The sequence below is a fragment of the Neobacillus sp. CF12 genome (genome assembly GCF_030348765.1).
GTDB lineage: Bacteria > Bacillota > Bacilli > Bacillales > Cytobacillaceae > Neobacillus.
This window is the reverse complement of record NZ_JAUCEU010000007.1, coordinates 388,074-414,687: the sequence shown is the minus strand read 5'-3', so window position 1 is coordinate 414,687 and position 26,614 is coordinate 388,074. Positions and strand designations below refer to the sequence as shown.

At 39.5% G+C, this 26,614-nt stretch carries 21 protein-coding genes; 5 read left to right on the top strand and 16 right to left on the bottom strand.

Annotated features, from left to right (window positions below; genetic code table 11):
• Positions 1-61: 61 nt before the first annotated feature.
• Genes QUG14_RS02150 through pruA form a run of 3 tightly spaced genes read right to left on the bottom strand, consistent with a single transcriptional unit; the run spans position 62 to position 4,146 of the window.
• On the bottom strand, positions 62-1,336 hold the full coding sequence (locus QUG14_RS02150) for a Glu/Leu/Phe/Val family dehydrogenase (protein ID WP_289344053.1): 1,275 nt from the start codon (positions 1,334-1,336) through the stop codon (positions 62-64).
• Between the two features lie 50 nt (positions 1,337-1,386).
• Entirely contained in the window at positions 1,387-2,589 is a 1,203-nt protein-coding gene (locus QUG14_RS02145; protein WP_289338868.1) for an ornithine--oxo-acid transaminase, read from the bottom strand.
• A 12-nt stretch (positions 2,590-2,601) separates the two neighbouring features.
• Positions 2,602-4,146 (bottom strand): L-glutamate gamma-semialdehyde dehydrogenase, encoded by a 1,545-nt coding sequence (pruA, locus tag QUG14_RS02140; protein WP_289338866.1) that lies wholly within the window; start codon positions 4,144-4,146, stop codon positions 2,602-2,604.
• Positions 4,147-4,352: 206 nt separating this feature from the next.
• Between pruA and QUG14_RS02135 the strand changes: the two genes are divergently transcribed.
• Positions 4,353-5,777 (top strand): sigma-54 interaction domain-containing protein, encoded by a 1,425-nt coding sequence (locus tag QUG14_RS02135; protein WP_483310694.1) that lies wholly within the window; start codon positions 4,353-4,355, stop codon positions 5,775-5,777.
• Between the two features lie 100 nt (positions 5,778-5,877).
• A complete protein-coding gene (locus tag QUG14_RS02130) occupies positions 5,878-6,276 on the top strand; it encodes a hypothetical protein (RefSeq protein ID WP_289338864.1) in 399 nt (132 codons plus the stop codon).
• A gap of 60 nt (positions 6,277-6,336) precedes the next feature.
• On the opposite strand, the gene QUG14_RS02125 is transcribed toward QUG14_RS02130, so the two are convergent.
• The 5 genes from QUG14_RS02125 to QUG14_RS02105 all read right to left on the bottom strand — a co-directional run bounded on the left by QUG14_RS02125 (position 6,337) and on the right by QUG14_RS02105 (position 11,327).
• Positions 6,337-6,609 (bottom strand): DUF1292 domain-containing protein, encoded by a 273-nt coding sequence (locus tag QUG14_RS02125; RefSeq protein WP_289338863.1) that lies wholly within the window; start codon positions 6,607-6,609, stop codon positions 6,337-6,339.
• A gap of 91 nt (positions 6,610-6,700) precedes the next feature.
• Entirely contained in the window at positions 6,701-7,219 is a 519-nt protein-coding gene (locus tag QUG14_RS02120; protein ID WP_289344051.1) for a type 1 glutamine amidotransferase domain-containing protein, read from the bottom strand.
• A gap of 84 nt (positions 7,220-7,303) precedes the next feature.
• Positions 7,304-8,167, bottom strand: a complete 864-nt coding sequence (locus QUG14_RS02115; protein ID WP_289338860.1) for a DUF3307 domain-containing protein — start codon at positions 8,165-8,167, stop codon at positions 7,304-7,306.
• A 20-nt stretch (positions 8,168-8,187) separates the two neighbouring features.
• The gene (locus QUG14_RS02110; protein ID WP_289338859.1) at positions 8,188-8,964 is read right to left on the bottom strand and encodes a hypothetical protein; all 777 of its coding nucleotides are present in this window, start codon (positions 8,962-8,964) and stop codon (positions 8,188-8,190) included.
• Positions 8,965-9,050: 86 nt separating this feature from the next.
• Positions 9,051-11,327: an ATP-dependent DNA helicase gene (locus QUG14_RS02105; RefSeq protein ID WP_289338857.1), complete on the bottom strand. Its 2,277-nt coding sequence runs from the start codon at positions 11,325-11,327 to the stop codon at positions 9,051-9,053.
• 129 nt (positions 11,328-11,456) lie between these two features.
• Between QUG14_RS02105 and QUG14_RS02100 the strand changes: the two genes are divergently transcribed.
• A complete protein-coding gene (locus QUG14_RS02100) occupies positions 11,457-12,197 on the top strand; it encodes a YqcI/YcgG family protein (RefSeq protein ID WP_289338856.1) in 741 nt (246 codons plus the stop codon).
• Positions 12,198-12,216: 19 nt separating this feature from the next.
• Here the strand turns inward: QUG14_RS02100 and QUG14_RS02095 are convergent, their stop codons facing one another.
• The 3 genes from QUG14_RS02095 to QUG14_RS02085 all read right to left on the bottom strand — a co-directional run bounded on the left by QUG14_RS02095 (position 12,217) and on the right by QUG14_RS02085 (position 17,160).
• The gene (locus QUG14_RS02095; protein ID WP_289338855.1) at positions 12,217-13,458 is read right to left on the bottom strand and encodes a glutamate-5-semialdehyde dehydrogenase; all 1,242 of its coding nucleotides are present in this window, start codon (positions 13,456-13,458) and stop codon (positions 12,217-12,219) included.
• 1 nt (position 13,459) lies between these two features.
• A complete protein-coding gene (gene proB, locus QUG14_RS02090) occupies positions 13,460-14,578 on the bottom strand; it encodes a glutamate 5-kinase (protein WP_289338853.1) in 1,119 nt (372 codons plus the stop codon).
• 332 nt (positions 14,579-14,910) lie between these two features.
• On the bottom strand, positions 14,911-17,160 hold the full coding sequence (locus QUG14_RS02085) for an AAA domain-containing protein (RefSeq protein ID WP_289338852.1): 2,250 nt from the start codon (positions 17,158-17,160) through the stop codon (positions 14,911-14,913).
• A 505-nt stretch (positions 17,161-17,665) separates the two neighbouring features.
• Here QUG14_RS02085 and QUG14_RS02080 point away from each other — a divergent pair.
• Positions 17,666-19,075, top strand: coding sequence for a multicopper oxidase domain-containing protein (locus QUG14_RS02080; RefSeq protein WP_289338850.1), 1,410 nt, complete (start codon positions 17,666-17,668; stop codon positions 19,073-19,075).
• 43 nt (positions 19,076-19,118) lie between these two features.
• Positions 19,119-20,432 carry a multicopper oxidase domain-containing protein gene (locus tag QUG14_RS02075; protein WP_289338848.1) on the top strand — a complete coding sequence of 438 codons (1,314 nt, stop codon included), beginning with the start codon at positions 19,119-19,121 and terminating at the stop codon, positions 20,430-20,432.
• Between the two features lie 51 nt (positions 20,433-20,483).
• Here the strand turns inward: QUG14_RS02075 and QUG14_RS02070 are convergent, their stop codons facing one another.
• The 5 genes from QUG14_RS02070 to QUG14_RS02050 all read right to left on the bottom strand — a co-directional run bounded on the left by QUG14_RS02070 (position 20,484) and on the right by QUG14_RS02050 (position 26,527).
• Positions 20,484-21,839 (bottom strand): aspartate aminotransferase family protein, encoded by a 1,356-nt coding sequence (locus tag QUG14_RS02070; RefSeq protein ID WP_289338847.1) that lies wholly within the window; start codon positions 21,837-21,839, stop codon positions 20,484-20,486.
• A 17-nt stretch (positions 21,840-21,856) separates the two neighbouring features.
• On the bottom strand, positions 21,857-23,323 hold the full coding sequence (locus tag QUG14_RS02065) for a CoA-acylating methylmalonate-semialdehyde dehydrogenase (protein ID WP_289338846.1): 1,467 nt from the start codon (positions 23,321-23,323) through the stop codon (positions 21,857-21,859).
• A 136-nt stretch (positions 23,324-23,459) separates the two neighbouring features.
• Positions 23,460-24,734: a PucR family transcriptional regulator gene (locus QUG14_RS02060; RefSeq protein WP_289338845.1), complete on the bottom strand. Its 1,275-nt coding sequence runs from the start codon at positions 24,732-24,734 to the stop codon at positions 23,460-23,462.
• Positions 24,735-24,809: 75 nt separating this feature from the next.
• The gene (locus QUG14_RS02055; protein ID WP_289338844.1) at positions 24,810-25,028 is read right to left on the bottom strand and encodes a hypothetical protein; all 219 of its coding nucleotides are present in this window, start codon (positions 25,026-25,028) and stop codon (positions 24,810-24,812) included.
• A gap of 29 nt (positions 25,029-25,057) precedes the next feature.
• Complete coding sequence (locus QUG14_RS02050) at positions 25,058-26,527, bottom strand: NCS1 family transporter (protein WP_289338842.1); 1,470 nt, start codon at positions 26,525-26,527, stop codon at positions 25,058-25,060.
• Between the last annotated feature and the right edge of the window lie 87 nt (positions 26,528-26,614).

Genomic DNA, 26,614 nt, shown 5'->3' with positions numbered 1-26,614 from the left:
GCAATTTAACAAAAAATACTCTTTCCTGTTCGTAGGAAAGAGTGTTTTTAAGATATTTAGTCTACACCCAGCCTCTAAAACGTGAAGCCTCTGCTACTTTTTTAATTCCAACCATATAAGCCGCTAATCTCATATCCACTTGGTGGGCCAGAGCTTGTTGATAAATCGTGTCAAAAGAACTAACCATTACCCTCTCAAGCTTTTCCATGACCTCTTCTTCAGACCAATAGTAACCTTGATTGTTTTGTACCCATTCAAAATAGGATACTGTTACGCCGCCCGCACTTGCTAGAATATCCGGAACAAGGAGAATTCCACGTTCTGTTAAGATTTTTGTTGCTTCAAGAGTGGTAGGCCCATTGGCTGCCTCAACAACAACGCTTGCTTTAATTTTAGCAGCATTCGCTTCGGTGATTTGGTTCGAGATCGCAGCAGGTACCAGGATGTCACATTCTAATTCTAGTAATTCCTGATTGCTGATTGTATCGGTAAATAACTGTGAGAAGGTGCCAAAACTATCTCTTCTATCAAGTAAATAATCGATATCGAGTCCATCTGGATCATATACTCCGCCGTATACATCGGAAACAGCGACCACCTTTGCTCCAGCGTCATGCATAAATTTAGCTAAGTAGCTGCCTGCGTTTCCAAAACCTTGGATAACCACTCGAGCTCCTTGTAGATCTTTTCCTATTTTCTTAACCGCTTCATTTATACACATGGTCACACCACGAGCCGTTGCGGTTTCACGTCCATGGGAACCACCTAATACAAGGGGTTTACCAGTAATAAAACCTGGCGAGTCAAACTCACGCAGACGACTATATTCATCCATCATCCATGCCATGATTTGTGAGTTTGTATAAACATCCGGTGCCGGAATATCTTTTGTTGGTCCTACAATCTGACTAATCGCTCGAACATAACCTCGACTTAATCTCTCAAGCTCTCTGAAAGACATTGTCCTTGGGTCACAGATGATACCGCCTTTACCTCCGCCATAAGGAAGGTTAGTAATCCCACACTTTAAACTCATCCAAATCGATAAGGCTTTTACCTCCGCTTCATCCACGTCAGGATGAAAGCGTACGCCTCCCTTTGTAGGTCCAACCGCATCGTTATGCTGTGAACGGTACCCGGTAAAGATTTTAACTGTTCCATCATCCATACGAACTGGAATTCTTACTGTCAATAATCGAATCGGTTCTTTCAATAGCTCATACATTTCACTATTATAGCCTAACTTCGTTAATGCTTCTTGTATGACCGTTTGCGTAGAGTAGAATAAGTTTAAAGATTCTTTTTCCTTTTGCTGTTCTTTTGACATTTCATTCATCACAGTCCTAACAGACATGCCCGACACCTCGTAGTTTAGTAATATAGTACTTATGCTAAAACCTTAGTGATTTTCTCAACTGCCCAATCAATTTCTTCCTTCGTAATGATAAGCGGTGGCGCGAAGCGAATAACGGTATCATGCGTTTCTTTACATAATAAGCCCTCTTCCTTTAACTGTTCGCAGTATGGTCGTGCATCTTTTGTCAACTCCACACCAATAAATAAACCTCTGCCTCTTATTTCTTTTATTGCAGGACTAGTAATTGCTTTTAATTGTTCTAGGAAATACTCTCCTAATTCTAAAGAACGTTGAGCTAGATTTTCGTCCTCAATTACTTCTAATGCAGCAATTGACACAGCACATGCAAGTGGATTTCCTCCGAATGTAGAACCATGTGAACCAGGATTAAATACTCCTAATACATCTGAATTGGCAACAACACAAGAAATTGGGAATACGCCACCGCCTAGTGCTTTTCCTAAAATTAACATGTCAGGGTTAACTTCTTCCCATTCTGTGGCAAACATTTTACCTGTACGTGCTAAGCCAACTTGGATTTCATCAGCAATAAATAATACATTGTTTTCTTTACATAAGTCAGATGCTGCTTTTAAGAATCCTTCAGGAGGTAAAATAATTCCAGCTTCACCTTGAATTGGTTCGATCAAAAATGCTGCTGTGTTAGGAGTGATGGCTGCTTTTAATGCCTCAAGATCTCCATAAGGAATTAGTTTAATTCCTGGAAGCATTGGCCCAAATCCGCGCTTATATTCTGGGTCAGAAGATAACGAAACAGCACCCATTGTCCGGCCGTGGAAATTACCTGTACAAGCGATAATTTCTGCTTGATTTTCAGCTATTCCCTTCACATCATAGCTCCAGCGGCGAGCGGCTTTAAGGGCAGTTTCAACTGCTTCAGCACCTGTATTCATTGGGAGTGCCATTTCTTTATTCGTTAATTTACAAATCTTCTCATACCACGGACCAAGTTGGTCATTATGAAAAGCACGGGATGTTAATGTTACTTTATCGGCCTGGTCTTTTAAGGCTTGAATGATTTTAGGATGACGATGTCCTTGGTTTACCGCAGAATATGCACTTAGCATATCCATGTAGCGGTTTCCTTCTGGACTTTCAACCCAAACTCCCTCTGCCTTAGATACAACGATTGGCAGCGGATGATAGTTATTGGCCCCAAATTTTTGTGTTTGTTCGATAATTTCGGTTGTTTTATTAATAGTAGAATTCATTTCATTTCCCCCTTAAAGTGTTTCAGAAGTTGTTTTTGCTTGCATATGGAGAAGTAAATAATCAGGACCGCCTGCTTTAGAATCGGTTCCAGACATGTTGAATCCGCCAAATGGCTGATAACCAACAATCGCTCCCGTACATGTACGGTTAAAGTAAAGATTTCCTACATGAAATTCTTCACGGGCACGTTCAATATGCTCACGGTTATTTGAAATAAGAGCACCCGTTAAACCGTAGTCTGTGTTGTTAGCAATTTTCATCATATGGTCAAAGTCACGTGCTTTAGAGAAACCAACAACTGGTCCAAAAATCTCCTCTTGCATGAGTCGAGCATTTTCATCTAGATCAGCGATAATCGTTGGTTGAATAAAGTAACCCTTGGAGTCATCGCCCTCTCCACCCGTCATTAACCTGCCTTCTTGTTTACCCACTTCAATATAGTTCATGATTTTCTTAAATGATTTATCATCTATCACTGGACCCATGTAATTACCTAGATCTTCCGGGTTACCAAGTGTAAGTTTTCTTGTTAAGGTTACTGCTTTTTCTAGTACTTCATCATAAACATCTTGATGAACAACCGCACGAGAGCCTGCAGAACATTTTTGACCTGAAAATCCAAATGCAGAGTAAACAATACTTGCTGCTGCTAAATCTAAATCAGCATCATTATCTACAACAACGGTATCTTTACCGCCCATTTCAGCGATAACACGTTTAATCCAAATTTGTCCTGGGTTAACTTTTGCAGCCCGTTCATTGATACGGCAGCCTACCTCGCGCGAACCTGTAAAGGAAACAAAACGAGTTTTTGGGTGGTCAACTAAGTAATCCCCAATTTGAGCTCCGCTGCCTGGTACAAAGTTTAATACTCCATTTGGCAGGCCAGCTTCATGCATAAGCTCTACAAATTTTGCAGCCACAATTGGTGTTGAATTTGCTGGCTTTAGTAAAACGGTGTTACCAGAGACAATGGCTGCAACTGTTGTTCCTGCCATTATTGCCAATGGGAAGTTAAATGGCGAAATAATGATTCCTACACCGAGTGGGATATAGTGATACTGATTGTATTCTCCATCACGGCTTTGTACAGGAGAACCTTCTTTTATGCGGAGCATCTGACGACCGTAATACTCGATAAAATCAATCGCTTCAGCTGTGTCGGCATCCGCTTCCTTCCACGGCTTTCCAGCTTCTTTTACAAGATAAGCAGAGAATTCATGTTTACGGCGGCGTAACATTGCTGCAGCACGGAATAGAATGTTTGCTCGGTGCTCCGGCTTCCATTTTTTCCAAGAATCAAATGCAGTTATTGCAGTTTGCATTGCTTTTTCTGCAAGTTCTTGGTCTGCCATCGAAACACTTCCGATGACTTCTTCTTTATTTGCTGGATTAATAGATTGAACTTTTTTATCAGTTGTAAAAGACTCCCCGCCAATCACAACTGGATATTCTTTTCCTAACTGGGATTGAACATATGAAAGTGCTTGTTGAAATGCTTCCTTATTTGTTTCATCTGCAAAATTAGTAAATGGTTCATGCGTATACGGTTTCATTTTTTTATCCCCCTTGTTGTTTGTACAAAATGTATTGATGCAAGTTCCGTGCCAAGTACGAAATGCTATATTACTAAGGGATTTATATTAGTAACCGCAAAATAATTTTGCGCAAAAAAATTAAATTATTTGAAACGCAAAATTATTTTGCACTGTTTTATATTTTCTGTTTTAATAGAAACATAAACAATAAGGGGAATACTTTCATGGAAAATACGAAAATGACCATCGAATATTTACGGTTACTTAACTCGATGTATAAAAGGATTTTGGACGAAGTAGAAGTTGGGGTACATGCAGTAGATGCTTCGGGAAATACGGTCATCTATAATAATAAAATGGCCCAGATTGAATCGATGGACATCCAGGATGTAATGAATAAGAATTTATTAGACGTCTTTATGTTTAAAGAAGATCAATCTAGTACACTTGTAAAAGCGCTCCAAGATAGAAGAGAGACAAAGAATGTAAAACAAACTTATTTTAATAACAAAGGCCGTGAAATTACGACCAACAACAATACGATTCCTATTTATGAAAACGAAGAGTTGCTGGGTGCAGTTGAAATCGCCAATGATGTTACAAAGTTGGAACGTTTAATAAAAGGGAATATCACGCTTAAAGGCACCACTAGATATACTTTTGATAGCATTACAGGAACAAGTTCTTCCATCAAGGAAGTGATCGAAGGTGCAAAGCGTGCAGCACGTACCTCCTCCTATGTCTTAATTGTGGGAGAAACCGGGACAGGTAAAGAGTTGTTTGCCCAAAGTATTCATAATGCCAGCAATCGATTTTCAGGTCCGTTTATATCACAAAACTGTGCAGCCTTACCTGATAATTTAATTGAGAGTCTTCTGTTCGGTACGAAACGCGGCGCTTTTACGGGCGCAATCGACCAACCAGGGCTGTTCGAACAGGCAAATGGCGGCACGTTGTTACTAGATGAGATTAATTCACTTAATCTAAACCTTCAGGCAAAACTGCTGCGTGCCCTCCAAGAGAAAACAATACGCCGAGTTGGGGATACAAAGGATACGCCCGTTGATGTTCGTGTAATAGCAAATATTAACGAGGATCCAATTGATGCCGTAACCAATAATCATTTGCGTAAAGATTTATATTACCGTCTTGGAGTAGTTTCTGTCTTCATTCCGCCTTTAAGAGAGCGCAAGGAAGATATTCCACTCCTTGTCCAACATTTTCTTAAGAAATACAATGAGCTCTTTCAAATGAACGTAAAAGGGCTATCAGATGAAGTGATACAATCTTTTATGGAGTATGAATGGGCCGGTAATGTTCGTGAGCTTGAACATATTATTGAAGCCGCCATGAATATTATTCTGGATGATGAAGATACCATTCGCTATTCACATCTTCCCTATCAATACCGCAGCAAAATGCAGGGTAAGGACAGAAGCACTGCCTCTACCTCCGTTGACAACTTTCTTAAAGAACGGGCAGATATAACTGCTTCCCTTAAGGACCAAATGGACTATTTTGAAAAATCCTATATCGAACATGTTTGGGAGAAAAATGATTACAACATTTCAAAAACTGCCGACGTACTCGGACTTAGCCGTCAAAGCCTTCAATATAGGTTGAAAAAATTAAAAATAAAGCATGAGTAAGAAGTTCTAGTGAAATTGTCGGAAAATATTCAAAACTTTCGCAGGAAAATGTCGATAAATAAAGGAATATATAAGTAGACCGAAAAAAGGAGGAGAATGAATGAAGAAGTTCTTATCGATATTATGTGGGAGTTTAATTGTTTTCTTAATGCTTGCAGGTCCTGGAAATGTAGTTAAAGCAGAAGAAAATGACGAAGAACATGGATGCGGTTGCATTGTTGAACCAGTTTTTGGGGCTGAAAAAAACAAAATAGTTTCTAATCATTTGAAAAGCACAGAATTTAAAACTGTAAAAAATGAACAACTCAAGAATGGCTATATTTTTCTTGGGGCGGAATATATCGAGGTAATATACAATATTTCTAAGGATATAATGATGGTGGGTGTACCTTTTATTGCTGCAGATGGTACTGTAAAGATGGAAGTGTTTTTTAATGGAATTCATCAGGATTTACCCTCAAAAGAGGAAGAAGAGTCTGTAAATGAAATTGTAAATTAAAAGTTCAATGTTTAAAGGTGTAGAGGATAACCTTCTCTACACCTTTTTAATTAAGAGGTACTACTCTTCCTCTTCATCCATTATCTCATCAAAAGCCGCAGAAACTTTATCAAATTCCTCATCGCTATCGATTGCGGTTAGATCTCCGTCTTCGTCCACTTTTAGGAAGAAAATATCAATATCATCTTCCGTTTCCTCTTTTATATCTTCCACAAACCCAACAGCCACATAATTGGTGCCTTCTATGTTGATGGAAGCTAGTACTTCTACTTCCTGCTCTTGTTCTGTCTCATCACTAATCGTAAACACTTCGCCTACTTCAATATTAGCCATATTGCATTCTCCCTCTCATTTCAAGAATAAGCATTTCATTCCATAAGTATCTCTAAAAAGACCAGAAATCATGCTTAAAGACACTTTATTTTTATTCGATTACTTTAATAAACTCTCGCAAATAATCCGGTAAATCTGGCGGGCGTCTGCTGGAGACGAGGTGTCCGTCGACCACAACCGGTTCATCATACCAAGTTGCACCAGCGTTTTCCATATCATCCTTAATCCCAGGTGTACTGGTTACTTTCTTACCCTGTAGTATCTTCGCAGAAATGAGAACCCAGCCAGCATGGCATATTTGTCCAATCGGCTTTTGGTTTTCTTCGAAATGCTGAAGTAGTGAAATCACCTCAGGAAATCGGCGAATCTTATCTGGAGCCCAGCCACCCGGAACCAAAATGGCGTCGTAATCCTCCCCTTTAATATCACTATAAGAGTAATCCGATTTAGCCGGCACACCATATTTTCCTATGTATTCTTCATCAGCCTTCTCACCTGCTAAATGAACCACTGCTCCCTCTTCCCTTAATCTAAGGATTGGATACCATAGCTCGAGGTCTTCAAAATCATGATGCACAAGACTAATAACTTTCTTTCCTTCCAAACGCATATTCATTTCCCTCCTCCTTCTGTTATTATGACATAAAAAATTAAAACTACAAAAAAACACCACTATTATTCCTAATCAGTGGTGCTATGTTAGCACTTCTCGTAAAAGTATGCCAAGCGTGATTCCTATAAACATCGATGTTAAAGTACCCAACAGAAAATACTCTGCCCAGTTCCGATCGTCCATTTGTTTAAACCGAGCAATCGACTTGGCAGCAACGATAAACCCAATCGCTGGATAAGCGCTATAAAACGTTAACACTAAAACTAGTAATCTCTCAATATAGCCAATTAATTTTCCTCGAGAAAGATCATGTTTGCTAAAAATTGTATAGTTGTATTCCTCAGACAACGCTCGATTACCTGTATGATTATTCGCATATTGAGCTTCTTGCCGTTCATTTTTGAATGTATATTTACCCTCAAATGTTAAAAGCTGATTTGGTAAAGAGCCTAAAAGGATTTTTATCAGGTGGCCACTTACACTTGTTGCGATAATAATTACAATGACGATGAATAACACTTTGTTAATAGTGGACAGTTTTTCATCACCTAGGAAAAAGTCATGGATTTCTACAAATCCAATTCCTAAAAAAAACAGTCCTGCACAAAGAATGCTGACTACATGAAGCAGTTGATCAATTAAGAAGAAACTAACTCTTTTTAGGTTTTCTTCATTATTAATTTTAATTGTTTCAAGGAGTTTAATTTTTAACATGTCGATGATAAAATGACTAATTACAATAAAAAACAGCGGAAAAATTAGACTCCCAAAAACACTAGTTCCATTATAGTTTATTAGGTAATAGCCCAATAGCACGAGTCCATTCGCAAGAAAATGGTGTCCGACATGCTTCTTGATATTTTTTATTTTATTTATTACCATTTCATCTGTTTGCAAATAAAAATCAGCAATGAGATGGGCAAGAATTAGACTTAATAGCAGCATGAATACTCCTCTCTAATGAGTCATTGAGGTAACAAATCAAATTTATCTTTTAGATGATTTCGAATATTTTTTAATAATAATGAAGAAGTTATTAATTTTGGATTGTTATAAGATTTATCTTGGAGCGAGTCAAGGATAGCGGTCAATACTTTAAAAACATTTAGTATTTCCTCGACTTTCCCTTTTTTATAATGACTTGAGATTGTCGGTGCCGTTTTACCAAGCAGTGTGCCTACAGCTTTTTGCTGCTGCAATATCAGATAACAGGTGCAAACCTGCTCCTGAATCTTAGTTTGTTCCTTCACTAGGGTCATCTGGATACCTAATAGTGAATTCATTAATATTTCAAACTCCGACCGAAACTGATTATATGAAAAAGATTCATTATGATAAAATTGATCAAGTTCAAATTTGAATAACGGTCTCACCTGTTCTTGTTTCAATAAATCATTCGCATACCTTGCCTGTTTAATTAACGGATGTATCCATTTTTCTATATCCACTTCTTCTAACTTTTTGTCGCTATCACCAAAGGACAAGCCAAAATAAGGAGTATGCTCACGATACTTCCAAATCCTGCTGATAAAAAAGGATAAAATATACGCTGTTGAATAGCCATAACCCGCAAAGATGATTTCATCTCCCGCACGATGCTTCACTTTAACATGCCCATTATCCTTAGTCCAAGTGTTAATCCAGTTTACCATCTCATCTAGGTAATCAGTTAACTCATCACCCATGTCTGCAGATGAAGAGTTACTAACATCAAGAATAAAGATTGAAATAGGATAGCTCATTTAATTCTCCTCATTTCAAAATTAGATTATATAGTCTAATTTTATGAAATTTAGAGTAAATAGTCAAACTTTCACCGAATTTGACTCTAAATAACCGTAAAACTTCTCCATTCTTGTGGCAAAAGGTCTTGATAATGCCTTTGTAAAAATCGATCATCTACCAACACGATTGTCCCATGGTCCTCTTCAGAACGAATTAACCGTCCCCCTGCCTGTAAAACCTTATTCATGCCAGGAAAGACATACGCATAATCATAACCGTTTTTTTCTTTGTTATTAAAATGATCCTTAATAAGATTGCGTTCATAGCAAAGCTGGGGTAGACCTACACCTACAACCACCACTCCATTTAACCTGTCACCTTTTAAATCAACACCTTCTGAAAAGACACCGCCAAGAACGGCAAATCCGATCAAAGTACCTGTTTGATTAGGTTTAAATTCCTCCAAGAAGGCTTCTCTCTCCTCCTCGGACATCCCTGCACCCTGAAGCAGCGTATGCATATCGGGAAAATCATGGGTGAACTGATCATAAACAGCTAGCAAATATTGATAGGATGGGAAAAAGATTAAATAATTTCCCGGTCGATTGTGAACCAAGGAATGAATCACCGAAACTAATTTCTCCTTCGTCCTTTCACGGTCACGATATCTAGTTGATAAAGGCTTGATAAAAATATCTGTCTGTTCCTCGTTAAAGGGGGAGGCAATCGAGAGTAAATAATCGTCGACCTGCCCTCCAAGAATATCCTGATAATAAGGCAGCGGTGAAAGAGTTGCTGAAAAAAATACTTTCGAGCGAAAGGCTTTTCCCATTTTCTGAAGCAGTTTTGATGGATCGATACAAAACAACTTCAGGATTACATCGTTCTTCATTTTCTCCCCATAAATAACATAGTGCTCATCCAGTAATTCAACTATTTTCAAGAAGGCATTCACCTTGAAGTACAGTTCCAAAAGGGTAGGAGACGTTTCATTTAGTAAAAGTGTTTCGGCTTCTTCTTTAAATTGGGTTAATAACAAAACTAACTCTTCGTCTAACTGCTCCAAAGTAAATTCATTCAACTTGCCACTATTTTTTTTCAAGGAAATAAACCAAGCGTTTATGGTTGCAGCACGATCATATATTACCTTATTTACGTCTTTAAACTCTTTTTTCAGTTGAAGAAATAATTCTTTGTTTAGCGAAGCAGAAAACATTTCTCTTCCGCGATCAACAAGGTTATGTGCTTCATCAACTAGTAAAAGTGTGGACTTTTTTTGCTCTTCAAACAGCCGTTTTAAGGAAACACGCGGGTCAAAAATATAATTATAATCACAAACAATCGCATCAGCTACATAAGCAAGGTCTATCGAGAATTCAAAAGGACAAACCGTATGTTTCCGAGCATAATTTTCGATTACCTCCCGATTCATGGCACTTTCATTGGCTACAATATCTAAGATGGCTCCATTTATCCGATCATAATATCCATCGGCAAACTCACAATAATCCTTCTGGCATTTTGTTTCATCCTTAAAACAAACCTTGTCCTTGGCAGTAATCGTAACGGATTTAACACAAAGACCGCAGGATCGCATTCGTCCGAAAGCCTCTTCCGCAGTCGTCCGGGTAATCGTTTTAGCGGTTAGGTAAAATATCCGGTTCAGGTGTCCTTCACCAAGTGCTTTAACAGCCGGGAAAAGCGTAGATATCGTCTTCCCAATCCCAGTCGGTGCTTTTACAAACAAACTCTTCTCCTCTGATATCGTCTTATAAACACCAGCAGCAAGTTTCCTCTGGCCAGCACGATACGATTCAAATGGGAAAACTAATTGTTTACTACTTTCATTCCGCTCTTTCCGGTGTTCAAACAGTAATTTTGCGTAAGGATAATAACTTGCTGTTGTTTCGTTAACAAATCCCTCTAGTTCAGCAAAAGAAAAGCATTTTTTCAGATATCTCTTTTCATCACTTTCAACCTGTACATAGGTAAGTTGAACATAGATTTCCTGCAAATGTTGATCCTTGGCATAGATGTAGGCGTACATTTTAGCTTGTGCCCAATGGACAGGAAGCCCTTCTTCTCCTAAATTAGCTAACAACTGGGAGGTTGATTTAATTTCATCTATGATTACCTCTCCATCCCGAAACAACAGTCCATCACATCTTCCATCGATTGTAAAAATCAGGTCTTTAACGGGCACTTCAGCACGAAGATAGACTTCCTTTTGGTCAGTTTCTTGATATGTATGTTGGATTTTCTGGTGAATTCTCGTTCCATCTAACATCGTGGACTGTGAACGGAATCTGGAATCAATACTTCCACTGCTATAAACATGTTCCACAAGCGTTCTAACCGCTATTTGAATGGTATTTGACAAGAATATCACCTTCTTTCTTAAAATAGGAATGTATGTTTGTATACATAGTATAACAGAAACCTCGTCATTTTGGGACACTCACTCGAAAATCTCCTCTCGCATAATCTAGTTTCGAGAGGAGAACGGATTATGTATTTAGTTACCAAGGAAAACATTCATCAAATATCCCTTGAAGCATGGAAAAAAGAGGCGATAAAAAAATTCGATGAGAAGATAATGGATAAGAATAAACCGTTTCCATGTATCCCAGCAACTATGGGCTATCAACTGAATCGGTTTTGCTTTGGATTTGTATCGAGTCCACACCATCCTCATTCCTCTAGAGAATTAGCACATTTGCTAAAGGATTACTCGAATATTTACAAATCCATTGGTACCTATACATCACTTGTTATTTTTTATGAGCCTCCTCAAGAAATGAAACATCAAACTTCAATAGAGCAATTTGAACAGGTGTTTTGGGAACAACTTAACCAACTCAGTAAAATGGATGAGGTAAAATGGCCAAATCATATCCCTACAGACCCAACTCAGCCAATGTGGGAATTTTGCTTTCATGGCGAACAATACTTTATGTTTTGTGCAACCCCATCCCACAAATATAGAAATAGTCGACATTTCCCCTATTTTATGCTTGCGATTACACCTAGATGGGTTTTAGAAAAGTTTACATCCACACCTTTACATGCCGAAAAAATGAAAGCAAAAATACGCGAACGATTAGTAAACTATGATTCAGTACCCATTCATCCGGATTTAAATACGTATGGAAAAAACGATAACCTTGAATGGAAACAATACTTCCTTAGAGACGATGATACAACATTATCAAAATGTCCATTCCATAAAAAAAATAGAGAACAAGAATAAAACTTGTTCTCTATCACAATTATGAACGAATTTGTCCGTTACCTTGTACAATGGCCTTTGTTGTAGTAATCGCCTTTAGCCCCATCGGTCCCCGAGCATGGAGTTTCTGTGTACTAATGCCAATTTCCGCTCCATAACCAAATTGTTCCCCATCCGTAAAACGAGTGGAAGCATTATGGTAGACAACCGCTGCGTCGACTGCCTGGAAAAATAATTTTACATTCCCCTCATGTTCACTGATGATAGCTTCTGAATGCTTTGTACCGTATTGATCAATATGCCCAATCGCTTCTTTCACATCAGTAACCAATTTCACCGCTAGGACGGGCGCTAAAAATTCAGACTTCCAATCTTCTTCCGTCGCTTTATTAACAAAGATATATTCTGTTGATAGCTGTTCATCACCTCGGAGCTCCACTCCTTTTTCGTTAAGAGAATGAAGAATCTCGGATACATATAACCAGTCTTTATGGAGCAGCAGGGTTTCAGCCGCATTACAAACAGATGGTCTGTGCATTTTTGCATTGATAGCAATATCAATGGCCATTTGCTTTTGCGCTGTTTCATCAATGAATACATGACAATTACCAACACCGGTTTCAAGAACAGGTACGGTTGCATTTTCAATGACAGATTGAATCAAACCAGCGCCTCCGCGTGGAATCAACACATCGAGATATTGATTCAACTTAAACATTTGTGAAGCCGTTTCCCTGCTTGTATCCTCAAGTAACTGAACAGCATCAGCTGGGATCTTACTTTCAGCAAGAGCTTCACGCATAACCTTAACAAGCGCCTTATTCGAATGAAGTGCAGTGGTGCTGCCTCTTAACAAAACAGCATTTCCCGCTTTTAAGCAAAGACTGCCCGCATCAACGGTTACATTCGGACGAGCCTCATACACCATACCAATGACACCAAGCGGAACACGAACAGTATGAATCTGTAAACCGTTTGGACGTTCCCAAGCTTCAATCGTTTCACCGATAGGGTCATCAAGTTTAATCAACTGGCGAATACCTTCAACAATTTGTTGGATTCTATCTTCTGTCAGCAATAACCGATCTAATAATGAGTCTGTTAATCCTTTTTCCTTACCTGCTTTTATATCCTTCGCATTCTCAGACAGAATCCAGTCTTTACCATTTAGCAGCCTATCCCCCATCTTGGCTAAGGCTTCATTCTTCTCTTCTGTTGAGAGAATAGCAAGTACCTTCGAGGCTGACCTTAACTTTTTTGCTTTTTCTATTAATTCATTCATACTATACCTCACTTTCTGACAGACTGACCCAGTTATTTCGATGAATCACTTCTGCACGTTTATTGATTGAAAAGTTTTTTGTTTTCTCTCCAGGTAACCCTTTTAATATTTGTAGATTTTTTGAAGAATAATAGATTTGTCCTTTACCAATCAATTCACCTCTTTGATTGTGGACCTCGACAACATCCATCGCATTAAAATCACCAATTACATTCGTTACCCCAACAGGCAGCAGACTTTTTCCGTTTGTAACAATGGCAGCTTCTGCCCCGTCATCAATTTCAACAATCCCTGCAGTATGTGAATGAAACGCAATCCATTGTTTCTTCTTTTGCATTTGGGTTTGGAATGAACCTCCAATATAGGTCCCGTCCCCGTTACCTTCTAAAATAGCCGAAAGTTTTTCCTTCCCCCGCCCCGTCCCGACAAAGACACTGACACCGAAGGAGAGAGCTTTTTTCGCCGCCAGAAGCTTCGATTTCATTCCCCCAGTCCCAACCGATGAGCCACTGCCACCAGCTTCTTCAAGGAGTTCATCATATACTTGTGGGATAAAATCATACTTTTTTGCATCTTTTACTACGTTTGGATTGCCGTTATATAACCCATTTACATCGGTTAAGATGATTAAAGCGTTGGCATGTAAAAACCCACTTACAAGTGCAGACAACATATCATTGTCACCAAACGTCAATTCCTCAATCGACACCGAATCATTTTCATTAATAATTGGTATAACTCCCCGCTGAAGCAGTTCAGAAATCGTATTGTATAGATTGTGAAACCGCTCGAGGCTATAAAAATCATCTCTAGTTAGTAAAATTTGGGCAGGAACAATACCAAACTCTTTAAATTTTAAAATATAATGCTGCATTAATAATCCCTGACCTACTGCTGCTGCAGCTTGTTTACCCGCAACACTTTTTGGTCGTGTTGGATAGCCTAGTGCTCCAAAGCCTGCAGCAATAGCCCCCGATGAGATGAGAATGACATCATGGCCTTGTTCTTTTAAGAAGGCTAGTGCCTCGATATGATCACGGATTTTTTCTTCAGATATCGCCCCTGAAGCTGTTGTTAGCGAACTACTTCCTATCTTTACAACCACGAGTTGTTTCTTCATCGTACTCTTACCCCTCTTTTAAAAATAAAAAAAACGACTCGTCTGTCCTTATAAAAAGGACGGAAGAGTCGTTTCCGCGGTACCACCTTCATTGATGCGTAAAGCATCCACTTTGATTCCGTAACGAGGGAAAACGGCTTATGTTTGCATAAGCGGTGTAATCAGGGCAGGTTCAATCTTTTTCCCGTGAGAAACCTTACAGCCTGTGGGTTTCACTCTCTTTCACGTTCAACAAGTTTACTAATCCCATACCATTAACAATTTGTAATTTTATTTATTATCTATAGAAAAGAAAGAAATGTCAAGGTAGTTTTTTGAAAATTTATTTATTTCTATATTTCAGCGGTGAAATACTGTGCAAGCAAATTTTCGCATACCTTTTGGGAGTCTAACCTTGCTGCGATATAGGGAGGTTGAATCCCTTTTCCTCTTTCTAATGGTAATCCAAGCCACAAAATTTGCTGGTCAATAATGATAAAAGGGAATGTTAACCCTTCCTCCTGCCAGTTGTCTGGCTTTAATTCTGGCCAAGACTTACCTGAAACAATGGTTAAGTTGACAGACAGATTTCGGTTACCTAACACATGTCTCCATTCCTCAGATAATACATGAGTTTCTGGTAAGGAAAGCACAATGGAGGAGCGAGCAAATTCTATGTCCTTGAAAACCTGCTCCAATTTAAGTGCATGTATCCACTTTAATCTTGGGAGTTGATTTTTTATCCACGTACCAATATCTTTCGTCCTTACACTTTGAGAGTGTTTTTCTTGGTGTTCGACAAGTTGTCTAAGGGTCTTTCGATTATAGACATGCTTGCGGATAAAGGAATGATTACAGACATGAATGAATTTCCCCTTGGTTCTGGTAATCGCAACGTTAATTAACCGTTCACTGTCCTTGCCAGTCAGCAGCATTCCAGCACGTTCCTGTGGGTCAGAATCGACTGTATCGAAGATCATAACATCTCTCTCACTGCCTTGGAACCTGTGAACAGTAGCAGAGATTATATCTGCAGATAATACTTCTTTTTCATATAGGTCGTGTAGTAAGAGATCCATTAAATTTGCTTGTGCTCGGTATGGTGTTACATATCCAATTGACCGTGCACCACCTAAGTAAGATTCATGAATTAACTGAAGAGAAATCAGCGCCTGCCAGATATTTGATCTCGAATGGGAACTTTTTTCATTGATACAAAAAGCACCCATATAACTTGTATCTAAAAGAATGGATGCACGTCCTGAAAAAGGACATTGGTCGACTATATGGTTCCTGCTCTTTATAACACTTTCATGATCACCCACGAGTGAATGATATATGTATTGATTGGTAAAGGCTGAGATATCCGGGTGCATCCTCCGCTGCTCTTTTAATAAAAATAAATGGGGATGAAGTTTTCCAGACTCTACCCAATCTACTACTCCCGCTCGGTGAAAAACATCTTCTTTTAGCCACTTTGTGACAAGAGAGTCCCTTGAGGAGGCGATAGGCGGTAATTGTTTAAAATCTCCGCAAATGATGACCCTCTTACCAAGTGTTGCTGCAAAAGCTGTTTGTGGTACGTAGGCCATACTCGCTTCATCGAGTATGACCACGTCAAACTCCCTGCCATAGATAGCAGGATCGCTAGCTGATTTAGCAAGTGTAGATCCGACCACTAGTGCATCCTTAACAAATTCAATTTCCTTTTGACGGATTTTCTCAAGTATTCTTGCAATCTTCTTCTCGAGCTCTAAGAGTTGATTGGAGTCTCTTTTACTAAACGACTTCGCTAAATCCTGTTTTAAATTCTTTCTTTCCTCTATCAATGAGTCTTTATCTTCAACCAGATTGTGTTCCTGTTTCTGAAGGAGTTGATTTGTCGTAAGCGCTACTTCACTTTCAGCTGCCACTCCCGTATTATATCCGTATCGAAGAACGTCACCTTCCCGGAAGCGGTCCTTCTTTTTGATAAAGTCTGAGATTTCACTGATTAATACGTCAACCGCTTGATTACTGTGTGATAGGATAAGGACTGTTTTTTCTTGAAAATATTTATTGGCAGCAACCCGTGCTAGTGTATAGGTTTTACCTGTACCAGGCGGTCCCCATACAAAGGTGACAGGATTGTACTTTGATCGTAATACTAATTCATGTACATTGCTTTTTATTTTTTCTTCGGGATGTTTTGCCGGCATGGAAGGGTTCATTAATCGATTGACCCGTATGCGTTTTTGCTTACTTTTTGTAATATCCCCTAATCGTTCAATGAGTTGTTCGAGAAGTTCCCAAGGATCATGATAGATGTATGCCTCCGGGATTAAATCACCTAACGATTGTTCTAGTTGAACAATCATGCCCTTTCCTTCTGAGGAAAGAACTCGTCCTCCCTGCTTTATTCCACCCCACACGAATGTAATGGAAGAACCAACTGGAATTTTCAAGGAAAAGGCTGTGTCAAAATAGTAGGTAAAGGTACCATCATTGGAGAGCAGCCTGCCATTTGTTACCCTGTATTTGTTGCTGCCATATTTTTTTAAATAGATTATTTCATTTTGGAGAGCCTGCTGCCACTCTTTGATATACTCAACTGTCTTCGTCATTTTGTCATCCTTCTATTAAAACTACATATGTATTGAAACTATAAATTGGTCAGTCTACTATAGCACGTTTACTGTGAAAAAATAAATCATTGTTAAATAAAAAAACCCCGTGCTACACAAAATTCCGACATTAATTTTACTTCTCTGCTGTAAAATGTTCGTTATAAAAATTAATATCAACTAAAATCGTTTTCTATTGAGTCTTTATACCTACATCAAGGATGAAAGACTCATGCAATTTGTCATATTTATATAGATTTACTCGATAAAAATATTGCAGGAAACACTTGGGAAAGAAAGGAATTTTAAGTATAGAGAATGAATAGTTATTTAGTACCAGCCACATGAGGTTGATTTCTATTTTAACTATCAATTAAGGTCTTTTCGAGAACGGTTTGTGACTTTGGACTGGTTATCCCTGGAGCTAGGCTCGAGTATTACAGCGGGTATACATAGGCCATTTGCTTGAAGGAACCTTTTCTCTAGACTGTAAAAGGAGGTAAAAATGAAACGAAGAGATTTTGTTAAGTATGCAGGAGGCGGTCTTGCCGCATTGGTCGTAGGCAGTGTGTTACCTGCATGGGTTTCTAATAACTCGCTTCTTGCAGTTAAACAGGTTCAAGAACTCAGTTTTACGATTACAGATGCGGTAAAGGACATGATTACTCATAACGAAAATAACTCTGCACAATGCTACTTCTGGATGTATAAGGAAGCCAATTTCCCAGCAGAAATTCCTGGACCACATATTTTCACAACAGTGGGTAGTATCATAAAGGTCACAATAACCAATGAATTAGATGAACCTCATGCATTTTTTATCGAAGGAATGGTAAACAGTGGTCCTATACCACCGGGAGCGACAAAAAAGATACAATTTGTCGCCTCTAAGGCAGGGACTTTTTTGTATTACGATAATCTAAACGCGCCAGTGAATCGGATTATGGGGCTTCACGGCGCATTGGTGGTCATGCCAAATGAGGCAGTTCCCGGGCATAAATTCACACCGTATGCCACACCTACCCCTGCTGTACAGCAGCTATTCGATGATTTCGGAACGACTACCCACTTCCCTGGATTATCATGGGAACAGGGTGATGAGGCAACACATACACCAGCTTTTAGACAATATGTCTGGGTCCTTCATGCTGTGAGTTCCCGTCTATTTGCTGACGTTGGGAACTATCCGCCAGGAAGAGATTATCCAGCGGCGCAATTTATAAGTGCGTATCAAAGAGATCGATACCGGCCAGATGGTTTGAACCGTAAACCAGACTTCTTTACGATTAATGGTCAATCTGGATTTTTTGCTGCTCATAATCCTTATATCACTCCAAACCATCGTGTTGGAGAACCAGCGGTCATAAGGATATTAAATGCCGGTTTGTCATTGCATTCCTTGCATATTCACGCTAATCATGTTTACGTGACTGGGATTAACGGTGTTGTTCAAACCAACCCACCGTGGTTAGATACTCATACTGTTAAACCGCTTGAAACTGTTGAATGGGTAGTACCATTTACTAGACCGCCAGATGTTCCAAATGAACGAGGGATTGGGCTTGCGGATAAACCACTTATCTCAATTGCAAATCCGGAGATTAAAGGATCAGTTCCACATCCTGTCTGGCCGCCAACGGAAGAGTTGAACTCCCACTTCCCTAAAATTGGATCCAAAACCGGCGATGTTGATATTTCTGTTCCTTTATCACCAATCTGCTACCCAATGCATGACCATTCAGAGACCAGTCAATCTTCACAAGGTGGAAACTATGGAATGGGAATGATGAGTGGGTTAGAATTCATCGGTGATCGAAACACACCTGGTGGCGTAACCACCTTCCCTGGAGCTGCAACGTATCATGGTCCGGACGCTACTGGACCTGCAGCTGGAACAGAACATGAAAGCCATTAATTTTTCGTAAAAATAAATTTGGAATATATAAAGGAGTAATGCTATGTCATTCACAAATCCAGGCCATCATATCCTACGGAGATCAGTGGCTGGCAAAGAAGCACACTGGGTTAAATCTTTCGATCCGCCAAAGGAGAGTCCGCCAACACCAGAGCTCTTGGAACCGACAAATCCAGTGCCTGCGTTTATTGCTGCAACGATACCAGGAGCAACGATGTCAATTCCAAATAACCAACGGATTCACCTCATGAAGGGGAGAGATCTCACGATGTGGGATGGAAAAAAACTTGGATTTTTTCTAATTAACTTTCCTGATATTCCCGAGGCTGCGGAAGGGACTTTTCCTGGTGCAACTATTCGAGTACCCCGCGGGGTGATTTTTCACAGTTATGTTGAGGCTCATGGGCAGCCTGCACATTCAATCCATTGGCATGGAATTGAACCTACTGCCATGAATGATGGAGTCGGACACACCTCAATGGAGTTGGGAGAATACACGTACCAATGGCAGCCTAATCATATCGGCAGTTATTTCTATCATTGTCATCGGAGTACCATTCAGCATTTCGAGTTTGGACTTTATGGTTTTTTAATTGTTGAACCACCTGATGCTTATGATTCTAGTGACGGCAAAAACGTTGGCGGCTATCCGCGACGTACAGCTGCCAATCTGGCAAAATATCCAAATTTCCCAGGTTTTATCGGCGGTAATTTAGAGAACGGTAATCCGCATGCCATGACTGTCCCCTATGATGTGGAAGCACTTTGGGTAATTGATGATATTGACTCTGTTTGGCGCGAACAGGCTGATCATGCACATCAAACATTTCCAAAGATGGGTGATGAGCCTGGAATAAACGATGATTTCCACGAAAATGACAGTGGAAGTTACGATTTCTTTTCCTTTCATGATTATAATCCTGATTACTTCGTGGTCACAGGTATTAATTTCCCAGGACGCATTGGCAGCACCGTTTCCATTCGCCCAGGATTAACGATTCCTGCCGCTTTAAATAGCGGTGTTCATGGAATGCAGATTTCTGTGAATGCCAGAAGAAACCAAACCATCCTGGTTCGTTTATTATGTGCTGCTTATACAAAGGTAAAAGTTACCTTCCCAATGGATGTTGTTGTAATCGCAGTTGATGGCCGTGCTCTCGGTGTTCCACCTTTTGGGCGCTATAATCAACCCTATACCATACGAGCTGGCACGCCAATTGAAATGTCTACTGCTCAGCGGTTAGATGTATTGATAAGGTCTACTAGAGCTTTAAGCTCCTATGGTCAAATAGAATATAGACATCATTTAAGCGATGCATTCCTTCTTAATGGAAGAATTCCCATTGTAATAAAATAACAGCGAACAAAAAGTCCTAAGTGTTCTTTCACACTTAGGACTTCTTTATACTTATTTGATTTTATTGATGGAATCACTAACAGTTTTGATAATAAATTGAATGTCTGCAAGCTCGATATTTAATGGCGGTGACAAGGCTAATACATTATTGTACCCCGCCACAGTTGCCCCGTTTTTTCCAATTAATAACCCTTCCTGTTTACAGGAGGCTATCACTTGATTAACGAGTGCTGCCTCTAAAGGTTCCTTTGTTTTCTTATCCTTGACTAATTCTATCCCAACCAGGAGACCTTTACCTCGGACATCACCAACAAATGGATGATTTTGAAGAAGATTCGTTAATTCATTTACAACCTGTTTCCCAAGATCACGCGATCGGTCAAAAAGATTTTCTTTTTCCATAATCTCTAGGTTTTTTAAAGCTAGTGCACAGGCTGCCGGATTCCCGCCAAAGGTGTTTACGTGACGGAAATAATCATATTCTTCACTTCCCTTAAAGGCTTCATAAATATCTTTACGAACAGCCGTAGCGGAAAGCGGTAAATAGGCACTAGTGATCCCTTTTGCCATTGTAATAATATCAGGCTGTACATCATAGTTCATAAAGCCAAATGGTTTACCTGTGCGGCCAAATCCACAGATGACTTCATCCACAATTAAGAGAGCACCATGTTTTTCACAAACCTCTTTTGCTGCCTTCATATAGCCTTCAGGTGGAACCAAGATTCCGCCCCCGGTAATAATTGGTTCCATTATCATGGCTGCGATCGTTTCACTTAGTTCCCACGTCATCGTCCGATCGATTTCTTTTACCGAAGAAAGTTCCTTTGGTTCGGTAACATTTGTATCGTCCCGATAGGAGTCAGGTGGAGATACATGAATAAACCCTGCTGCCAAGGGCTCGTATTTATACTTTCTTTGCGCCTGCCCTGTAGCTGCCAGAGCACCCATCGAGTTCCCGTGATAGGCACGGTAGCGGGAAAGTATTTTATAACGATTATGCTCCCCTCTTTGCTGATGATATTGACGGGCGATTTTGAAGGCTGTTTCATTGGCTTCTGAACCACTGTTCGAGAAGAAGATAACATAGTCGTCACCGAGCATTTCATTTAGCTTCTCAGCAAGCTTAATTGCTGGAACATGACTTTGAGTAAGTGGAAAATATGCCATTTCCTTAAGTTGTTCGAAGGCTGCCTCTGCAAGTTCTGTCCTTCCATATCCAACATTCACACACCATAAACCTGCCATACCATCTAAATATCTTTTTCCATCACTGTCGGTTACCCAAGATCCTTCTGCCTTTGTTACCAGAATCGTTGCATTGGGATTATAGGGCTTCATTGAATGCCAAACATACTTATCATCTTGGTCTAATAGCCCTTCATGTGGACGACTTGTCTGTACCATTCCCTATCCCTCCTTAACTAACCATCAAACCGTGATGTAATCATCTTTTTACGAGTATAGAAGTTTAGACCGTCTTTCCCATTCACATGCAGATCTCCATAGAAGGAATCCTTCCAGCCTGAAAATGGAAAAAATGCCATTGTCGCCGGAACGCCAACGTTGATACCCAACATACCAGCATCCGCCTCTTCACGGAATTGCCGGACTGCTTTTGCATTATTGGTATAAATCGTCGCTCCATTACCATATCTTGACTTTCGAATATACTCCAATCCTTGATCTAAATCATCTGCTCGGAGCAGGCTTAAAACAGGGGCAAATATTTCGTCCTTGGCAATTGTCATTTCCGGTGTAACATGATCGAAAATAGTCGGCCCTATGAAATTCCCTTTATTCTGCTCGCTCATTTCCCTGCGTCCATCGCGAATTAAATCAGCACCCTCTGCAATCCCTTTTTCAATATATCCTAGTACCTTATCAAGATGTTCCTTTCGAATTACCGGAGTTAATATGACTTCGTCATCCATTCCATCTCCGATAATCAACTCATCCGCCTTCTTCGTTAAAGCCTTAACGAATGGTTGATTGTCACCCACCACAACAACAGCACTACAGGCCATACAGCGTTGGCCCGCACTGCCAAACGTGGAACTGATGATGTGTTGTACCGCCTTATCCATATCTGCATCAGGCATAACAATATGATGATTTTTTGCACCCGAAAGGGCTTGAACTCTTTTTCCTTTGGAGGCAGCACGTTCGTAAACATATTTCGCTACAGGCTGAGAACCAACGAAGGAGATTGCAGCGATATCTTCATGATCAAGTAATCCATTTACTACATCATGAGCACCGTGTACGACATTCAGTACCCCTGGGGGAGCTCCCGCTTGAGAGAACAACTCTGCTAGTCTATTAGCCAATATCGGCGTACGTTCAGAGGGTTTTAGCACAAAGGTATTCCCACAAGCGATCGCTAACGGAAACATCCAAAGTGGAACCATCATCGGAAAGTTAAACGGAGTTATTCCACCAACGACCCCTAATGGATATCGGAACATTTCAGAATCAATTTCTTCTGCTATACCGGATAAAGTTTCACCCATCATTAAAGTAGGTGCACCCGAAGCAAACTCAACACACTCAATGCCACGCTGGACTTCTCCATAAGCCTCTTTGTATGCCTTACCATTTTCCTGAACAATTAGTCTTGCTAACTCTTCATGGTTGTCTGTTAATAGACTATGATATTTAAAGAGTATTCTTGCTCGTTTTGGAACCGGAACCTTTTTCCACTTGGTAAACGCTTCTTTCGCAGCCGCCACCGCAGCATTCACATCTTCTTTCGAAGAAACTGGAACTTTCGTAAGTACTTCATTGGTGGCCGGATTTGGAACATCCAGTGTTTGAGCACTGTTTGAACTGACCCAGGCGCCATTAATATAATTTTGTAGTACGGCTGTATCTTTTTTTATCACGCTCATGCATTCCCCTCCCTAGCTAAATAGATGAAACTTATAACCAATTAATATAATTATCTCGTATTATAATATGTTGTTCATTAGACATACTGTAAGATAACCAATGCGATTTCTTCCACAAAGTGAACACTACGTAAAGTTACTCCATTATTTGGTTTTTACTGTCTAAGAAATAAGGTGTTATATAATCTTTAACAAGGAGCATGAATTCTAATGCCACTCGTTTTTCATGCTCCATAAAGTCTTTTCCTAGCAGGTTATCCAATTTATCTAGTCGATGGTATAATGTCTGTCTGACAATAAAAAGCTTATTGGCCGTGTCTTGCTTACAACCATTACACTCCAAATATACTTTTAATGTTTCTAACAGCTTGCTGTTATACTTTTGATCATGTTGAATAACCGGCTGAAGATATTCCTTTACTAGTTCCTGTAAATCTATATGCTTTTTCATTTCAGATATGAGACGATATAAGTGTAAATCTTCATAAAAATAGATCTCTTTCTTGGACATTTCCTGTTGAATTCTTAGTGTTTCTTTTGCGGTTTGGCAGCTCTTATGTATATCTGTTAAGGTTTCAACAAACTTACCTGCTGCCATAAATATTTTCGCTGTACTCTTCTTCCTCAAAAACTCGGAATCTTCTATCGACTGTATCGCGTTTTTAATTCGTTCCTTACAATTTTTATTAGGGCGATTATTTAATAGAATGAAGATCATTGCATTTCTTTTTTCAACCGAAAATAGGACAAAACCATTTTGTTCAAAAACAGAACGAAAGAGTAACTTTAAATAGGTAACATCTTGATTCGATTTCTCCTTAAAAGAAAACAACTTTGCCAGTACTACAACAGATTCGGTTGATTTCGGTTTAACCCCATGCTCCAGTAAATATTCGTTTATACTGTCTAAAGTATGCTCCCCCTCAAGCCAGCCCTGGAGCCACTCATACTCTTCGACCCTCTTCTTTTCTTCCATAAATAATTTCCGTAAGTCATTAATCTTCCTATATTGATTGTTTATAATCATGGTATGAATATCTTGTGTGATTTCAACGAAAGGAACTTCCTTTTTAAAAATAATAATGGGAAATTTATGCTGATTTGCTATCATAATTGCTTGAGCAGGAATCTCTGACAAATAGGTTCCCATTTCAATGCAAAGACCCGCTGCATTTGTTTCTATAAGTTGATGGAGGATGGAAACAAACAACGCCTCATCGTCTTTCAATAACGCGCCAGTGGATAAGATTAATTCATCTCCATTTAAGAGATTACGAATATTGGTGACCTCGACAACATGAACCCATTTTACAATCCGTTTAAGACCTTCCACCCCAGCAATTACGATTGCTTGTTCAAAATGCTTGCGAGATAGTATATCGGAAACCATTAATGGTAACTGCTCTTTCATTCTATTACTCCTTATAAAGAAACAAATTTTCAAAAAGGATTGGTATAGCTACCAATCCCCTTCTTATACGCTAACTCACTTTATCCCCAAGTTCTGTTTAATTAGTAAACTGGAAAAATACTTCCTAGCATTGGCAGTTCCAATCAGCAATATTTCTTTATCCTTCTTCGTTGGGTGATAAAACTCAATAGAAGCACCATCTAAATGCTCATGGACTGCATTAATTCGAAAACCCTTCTGAATAAAAAAATCGAGCTTATCTCTTTCATTAAGATATTGTTGATAATCCGACATCGTTTCCTCCTACAATTGTGAAATTTTCATTAATCAAATTTTAATCCCACAGGTGCTTCCTCTATGACGGACTCATATTCTTCTTCAATGACCCAATCACGACCAACAGAGATACCAAGATATTTTTCATCACTCGGATCCTCAATTTCAGCTTGATGATATTTCTTAAACCACCAGTATTTTGCAAGGACATAATAAATTGCCGCTCCTAGAATGAAACCTACTAAAAAACCATATGTCGGTAATAAATAGGAAACATACCCACCAATGATCCAAGCAATGAATCCTGCAACATTCATGCCGCCCCAATATCTAAATTGACCATGGTCTTCGTATAACTCCGGCACATTCACTCTTCGTTTACGAATTAAATAATAGTCAGCAAAAAGAATACCAACGATTGCAGACAATATACCGCCAACGATTAATAGAATGGGAATAATGACACCAAATAACTCCCACGGCTGTACAATGGTACCTACGATACCAGCAGTGATAACACCTGCCCAAAACGGAAACTTCGGTCCGCCTACGTTGGAGAAAATCGTTGCTGCCGGCACTACATTCGCCGCTGTATTCGTAGACCATTGAGCCAGTACGATCATCAACAATAAAACGGCAAGGACAATTCCACTTGCTGACTCTTGAAGCGCAACCACAGGGTCCGCATTTAATACAGCAATGTAAGATACTGCACCAATGATAATCATAAAAGTTTGGGTTAATGGCATAGCGACAAGGTTTCCAATTAACGAACTTTTATTTCTTTTAAACCAGTTCTTTTCATTTGCTGGTGCTTTCATAAAACGAGAAATTGACGGAATATCCGCACTCAACGTTGCCCAAAAGCCCATATTACTAAAAATCACAACTAGAAAAGCGGTAAACGCCGCACCACCGGTAACAGGCGATTCGACCCAACTCCAAACATCCCTGCCAGCAGCCTGTGCTTGGTCAGATAAGGAGGAATACATCCAAATGGAAATTAAGAGAATGATTGGGGCCGCTAAATCAGCAAAACGTTCAATCGACTTAATCCCTAAAGCGGTATTAATCAATTGCACAATGGCAAAAATAATGAAGCAAACAAACCAATTGTCAAATCCAGATAAAATATTTAAAATGCCGTTCATCGCTGTTGCACCGAAATACGTATTGATTCCAAACCAAGCCGAAGCGGTAATTCCCCTTGTTATCGAAGGAATATGGGTCCCTATCGTCCCAAAGGGGGCTCTCATATACACAGGAAATGACAAGCCATGCTCAATGCCGATATCAGCAATTAAGGAGATGAAAAATCCGATTGCTAGTGACCCGATAATCGTTGCAAGAATAACTAGCGGTAATGAAAGGCTTTGGACACCTGCACCACCAATGGCAAAGGTTGCAAGCACAACGACCATCCCAACCCACATAAAGGAATAACCCAGTTTTGTAACTTTCCTATCTTTTTGTTGAATTGGCAATAAATCAGAAGACTTTAAGTGGCTTTTTTTCATATGAACACTCCTTTTTCGGTTTAAGATCCAAAAATGTAAACATCTTAATTTACATAACCGACTTTCAACAGAGGTTTTAAAGGGTGC

Coding starts and splice junctions, on each gene's coding strand:
- QUG14_RS02150 (WP_289344053.1), bottom strand. CDS start 1,336: ATGAATGAAATGTCAAAAGAACAGCAAAAGGAAAAAGAATCTTTAAAC.
- QUG14_RS02145 (WP_289338868.1), bottom strand. CDS start 2,589: ATGAATTCTACTATTAATAAAACAACCGAAATTATCGAACAAACACAA.
- pruA (WP_289338866.1), bottom strand. CDS start 4,146: ATGAAACCGTATACGCATGAACCATTTACTAATTTTGCAGATGAAACA.
- QUG14_RS02135 (WP_483310694.1), top strand. CDS start 4,353: ATGGAAAATACGAAAATGACCATCGAATATTTACGGTTACTTAACTCG.
- QUG14_RS02130 (WP_289338864.1), top strand. CDS start 5,878: ATGAAGAAGTTCTTATCGATATTATGTGGGAGTTTAATTGTTTTCTTA.
- QUG14_RS02125 (WP_289338863.1), bottom strand. CDS start 6,609: ATGGCTAATATTGAAGTAGGCGAAGTGTTTACGATTAGTGATGAGACA.
- QUG14_RS02120 (WP_289344051.1), bottom strand. CDS start 7,219: ATGCGTTTGGAAGGAAAGAAAGTTATTAGTCTTGTGCATCATGATTTT.
- QUG14_RS02115 (WP_289338860.1), bottom strand. CDS start 8,167: ATGCTGCTATTAAGTCTAATTCTTGCCCATCTCATTGCTGATTTTTAT.
- QUG14_RS02110 (WP_289338859.1), bottom strand. CDS start 8,964: ATGAGCTATCCTATTTCAATCTTTATTCTTGATGTTAGTAACTCTTCA.
- QUG14_RS02100 (WP_289338856.1), top strand. CDS start 11,457: ATGTATTTAGTTACCAAGGAAAACATTCATCAAATATCCCTTGAAGCA.
- QUG14_RS02095 (WP_289338855.1), bottom strand. CDS start 13,458: ATGAATGAATTAATAGAAAAAGCAAAAAAGTTAAGGTCAGCCTCGAAG.
- proB (WP_289338853.1), bottom strand. CDS start 14,578: ATGAAGAAACAACTCGTGGTTGTAAAGATAGGAAGTAGTTCGCTAACA.
- QUG14_RS02085 (WP_289338852.1), bottom strand. CDS start 17,160: ATGACGAAGACAGTTGAGTATATCAAAGAGTGGCAGCAGGCTCTCCAA.
- QUG14_RS02080 (WP_289338850.1), top strand. CDS start 17,666: ATGAAACGAAGAGATTTTGTTAAGTATGCAGGAGGCGGTCTTGCCGCA.
- QUG14_RS02075 (WP_289338848.1), top strand. CDS start 19,119: ATGTCATTCACAAATCCAGGCCATCATATCCTACGGAGATCAGTGGCT.
- QUG14_RS02070 (WP_289338847.1), bottom strand. CDS start 21,839: ATGGTACAGACAAGTCGTCCACATGAAGGGCTATTAGACCAAGATGAT.
- QUG14_RS02065 (WP_289338846.1), bottom strand. CDS start 23,323: ATGAGCGTGATAAAAAAAGATACAGCCGTACTACAAAATTATATTAAT.
- QUG14_RS02060 (WP_289338845.1), bottom strand. CDS start 24,734: ATGAAAGAGCAGTTACCATTAATGGTTTCCGATATACTATCTCGCAAG.
- QUG14_RS02055 (WP_289338844.1), bottom strand. CDS start 25,028: ATGTCGGATTATCAACAATATCTTAATGAAAGAGATAAGCTCGATTTT.
- QUG14_RS02050 (WP_289338842.1), bottom strand. CDS start 26,527: ATGAAAAAAAGCCACTTAAAGTCTTCTGATTTATTGCCAATTCAACAA.